This is a genomic window from Streptomyces sp. NPDC002690, assembly GCF_053592415.1.
On sequence record NZ_JBSFVR010000530.1, the window covers coordinates 1 to 3,619 of the forward strand.

Here is a 3,619-nt window from a genome sequence, read left to right on the forward strand (position 1 = left end):
CCCTTCGCGCGGTCCGTGGGTCAGCCGGCGGCGGCGATCGCTCCCTTGGCAGCCGCGGCCGCCTTGAGCTCCATGTCACGCCGGCGCCTGCGGGCGAGCACGACCCGGCGTTCGGCGGCGGTGAGGCCGCCCCAGACCCCGTACGGCTCCGGCTGCATCAGGGCATGCTCCTGACACTCCACCATGACGGGGCAGCGGGCGCAGACCCGCTTGGCGGCGTCCTCGCGGGACAGCCGGGCGGCGGTCGGCTCCTTCGACGGAGCGAAGAAGAGCCCGGCTTCGTCCCGGCGGCACACCGCCTCGGAATGCCAGGGGCCCGCCTGGTCTTCCCGTGCGGGAGTTCGCTGAGTGGGCACAGCGGCGACCTGCACGGACTGATGAGGCAGTTGCAGCACGGTCTACTCCTGACGACGGCTTCGCGAGCGAGAGACGATGCAGGATTCTTTACCCGCTGTACGCACGGCTATGCGCTGAGTGGCACCGCCGAACGGGGCACGCAAGAGGGTGCGGGCCAACCTCTGGCCGGATAGCGCCCCTTGCGCCCCGCGTGCGCCGCCCCCGCCCCTGCGCCCGGCTCCGGTCGCGCATCCGTCGACGGGTGCGCGCCGGCCGTTCGCTCAGCGTCCGAGGTGCTTGCGCAGCTGGCGGTGGAGGTTCTCGATCAGCTTGCCCCGCTTGGGCTTGGCCTCGACGTTCCCGAAGACCGAGTAGCCGTTGACGACGACGACCGGCGCCTCCGGATCGGGGGATTCGGTGTTCTCCACCTCGAAGTTGGCGAAGATCCCCGTACCGCTGCCGCGCAGGGTGATGTTCTCCGGGACCTTGACCTCGACATTGCCGAAAATCGACGTCGCGTTGATGACGGTGAGCCGCTGCCCGAACAGCGCCTCGGTCAGGTCGATCTCCACCGTGCCGAAGAGCGCGAACGCGTGGGTGCGCCCGCCGACCCGCCAACGGCCCCTGCGCGTCGCGCTGCTGAAGACCGCGACGAGCTTCTCCGCGTCGGCGGAGGCCACGCCCGGCTCGTAGGCGAAGGGACTCCCGGCCGGCCGGGCGGCCGAGGAACTCCCGGCCGCGGGAAGGTCGCTCACCAGAGGTTCCAACTCGCCGAGGGTCTTGGCGCGGTAGACGAGTTCCACCCGCTCCGCGTGCTCCTCGGCGGTCAGCCGGCCTTCGGCCACGGCCTCCCGCAGGATGTCCGCGATCCGGTCGCGGTCGGCGTCGGACGCACGGAGTCCGGAGGGCCCGGCGGACGGGGCGTCGGCCGTGGCCGTCGGCCGCGGGGACTGCTGAGGCTGCTTTTCGAGGTCCACCGGCCCAGCGTACCCAAACGCGATAGATCGCGACTAGGCCGTGTCCGGCAATTCGCGTCGGATCGGCGGGCGGCGTCCGGTGCGGTGTGCCGCAAGGCGGAGGACCGCACCGGAAGCGGGCCGCGACGGCTTCCGTACCGCCCCGCTCCTCGCCACTCCCCCGCCCCCACCTGGGTGAGCCTTACCTCACAAGCCCGGCCGTCCTCCCGAGCCCTACCCTGGTGGGTGCGCTGTCCAAGGGAGGTCAGCCGCTGTCACCGAGTGAGGAATGGCCGAAATGGCAGAGTTTGCGTACTCCGATCTGCTCCCCGTGGGAGAGGACACCACGCCGTACCGGCTGGTGACCTCCGAAGGTGTTTCGACCTTCGAGGCCGACGGCCGTACGTTCCTCAAGGTGGCGCCCGAGGCGCTGCGCACGCTGGCCGCCGAGGCGATGCACGACATCTCCCACTACCTGCGCCCCACGCACCTCGCGCAGCTGCGCCGGATCATCGACGACCCGGAGGCATCCTCGAACGACAAGTTCGTGGCGCTCGACCTGCTGAAGAACGCCAACATCGCCGCCGCCGGCGTGCTCCCGATGTGCCAGGACACCGGCACGGCCATCGTCATGGGCAAGCGCGGGCAGAACGTGCTGACCGAGGGCGGTGACGAGGAGGCGCTGTCGCACGGCATCTTCGACGCGTACACCAAGCTCAACCTGCGCTACTCGCAGATGGCCCCGATCACCATGTGGGAGGAGAAGAACACCGGCTCCAACCTCCCGGCGCAGATCGAGCTGTACGCGACCGACGGCGGCGCCTACAAGTTCCTCTTCATGGCGAAGGGCGGCGGCTCCGCCAACAAGTCGTTCCTCTACCAGGAGACGAAGGCCGTCCTGAACGAGGCCTCCATGATGAAGTTCCTGGAGGAGAAGATCCGTTCGCTGGGCACCGCGGCCTGCCCGCCGTACCACCTGGCGATCGTGGTCGGCGGCACGTCGGCGGAGTTCGCGCTGAAGACCGCCAAGTACGCCTCCGCGCACTACCTCGACGAGCTGCCGGGCGAGGGCTCCCCCACCGGGCACGGCTTCCGGGACAAGGAGCTGGAGGAGAAGGTCTTCGAGCTGACGCAGAAGATCGGGATCGGCGCGCAGTTCGGCGGCAAGTACTTCTGCCACGACGTGCGCGTGGTCCGCCTCCCCCGGCACGGCGCCTCGCTGCCGGTGGCCATCGCCGTCTCCTGCTCCGCCGACCGCCAGGCCACCGCGAAGATCACCGCCGAGGGCGTCTTCCTGGAGCAGCTGGAGACTGACCCGGCGCGCTTCCTGCCGGACACCACCGACGAGCACCTCGACGAGTCCGGTGACGTGGTGCGGATCGACCTCAACCGGCCGATGGACGAGATCCTCGCCGAGCTGACCAAGTACCCGGTCAAGACCCGCCTCTCGCTGACCGGTCCGCTGGTCGTGGCGCGCGACATCGCGCACGCCAAGATCAAGGAGCGGCTGGACGCCGGCGAGGAGATGCCGCAGTACCTCAAGGACCACCCGGTCTACTACGCGGGCCCGGCGAAGACGCCCGAGGGGTACGCCTCCGGTTCGTTCGGCCCGACGACGGCCGGCCGGATGGACAGCTACGTCGAGCAGTTCCAGGCGGCGGGCGGCTCCAAGGTGATGCTGGCGAAGGGCAACCGGAGCAAGCAGGTCACCGACGCGTGCGGCACGCACGGCGGGTTCTACCTCGGCTCGATCGGCGGCCCCGCGGCCCGGCTGGCCCAGGACTGCATCAAGAAGGTCGAGGTCGTCGAGTACGAGGAGCTCGGCATGGAGGCGGTCTGGCGTATCGAGGTCGAGGACTTCCCCGCGTTCGTCGTGGTGGACGACAAGGGCAACGACTTCTTCACCGAGCCCGCTCCGGCACCGACCTTCACCAGCATCCCGGTGCGCGGTCCCGGTCTCGCCTGATCCACGAGGTCTGCGGGGTCTGCGGGGCCTTCGCGGTCTGCGGGGCCTTCGGGGTCTGCGGGTTCCACGAGGTCTTCGGTGCCCGCGAGGTTCACGAGGTCCAGAAAAGAGTCCACAGGACCCCTACGGGGCGTTCCGGCCGATGACATCCGGCCGGGGCGCCCCGTCCGCCTTCCGGGGGTCGCGGCCGGAGCCACCCCGTGGGCGCATGGGCGAATTCCAGCCAATCTCGCTCTTCGCGAAGGGCCCCGGCCGCTCCGCCCGGGCCTGGTCCGGGACAACGGCGTACCGGGATGGCTGCGGGTCACCGCGGGGACCCCGGCAGAGAACGACGCGTTCCTCGATGCGGTTCGCGAAATCA

The 3,619-nt window shown here is 70.1% G+C and carries 3 protein-coding genes; 1 reads left to right on the top strand and 2 read right to left on the bottom strand.

Features of this window, described 5'->3' with window-relative positions; translation table 11 throughout:
* Positions 1-20: 20 nt before the first annotated feature.
* Entirely contained in the window at positions 21-395 is a 375-nt protein-coding gene (locus ACWD3D_RS34620; protein ID WP_451464656.1) for a WhiB family transcriptional regulator, read from the bottom strand.
* 222 nt (positions 396-617) lie between these two features.
* Positions 618-1,313 carry a DUF1707 SHOCT-like domain-containing protein gene (locus tag ACWD3D_RS34625; RefSeq protein ID WP_451464657.1) on the bottom strand — a complete coding sequence of 232 codons (696 nt, stop codon included), beginning with the start codon at positions 1,311-1,313 and terminating at the stop codon, positions 618-620.
* Between the two features lie 277 nt (positions 1,314-1,590).
* Between ACWD3D_RS34625 and ACWD3D_RS34630 the strand changes: the two genes are divergently transcribed.
* On the top strand, positions 1,591-3,258 hold the full coding sequence (locus tag ACWD3D_RS34630) for a fumarate hydratase (RefSeq protein WP_451464658.1): 1,668 nt from the start codon (positions 1,591-1,593) through the stop codon (positions 3,256-3,258).
* Positions 3,259-3,619 lie beyond the last annotated feature (361 nt).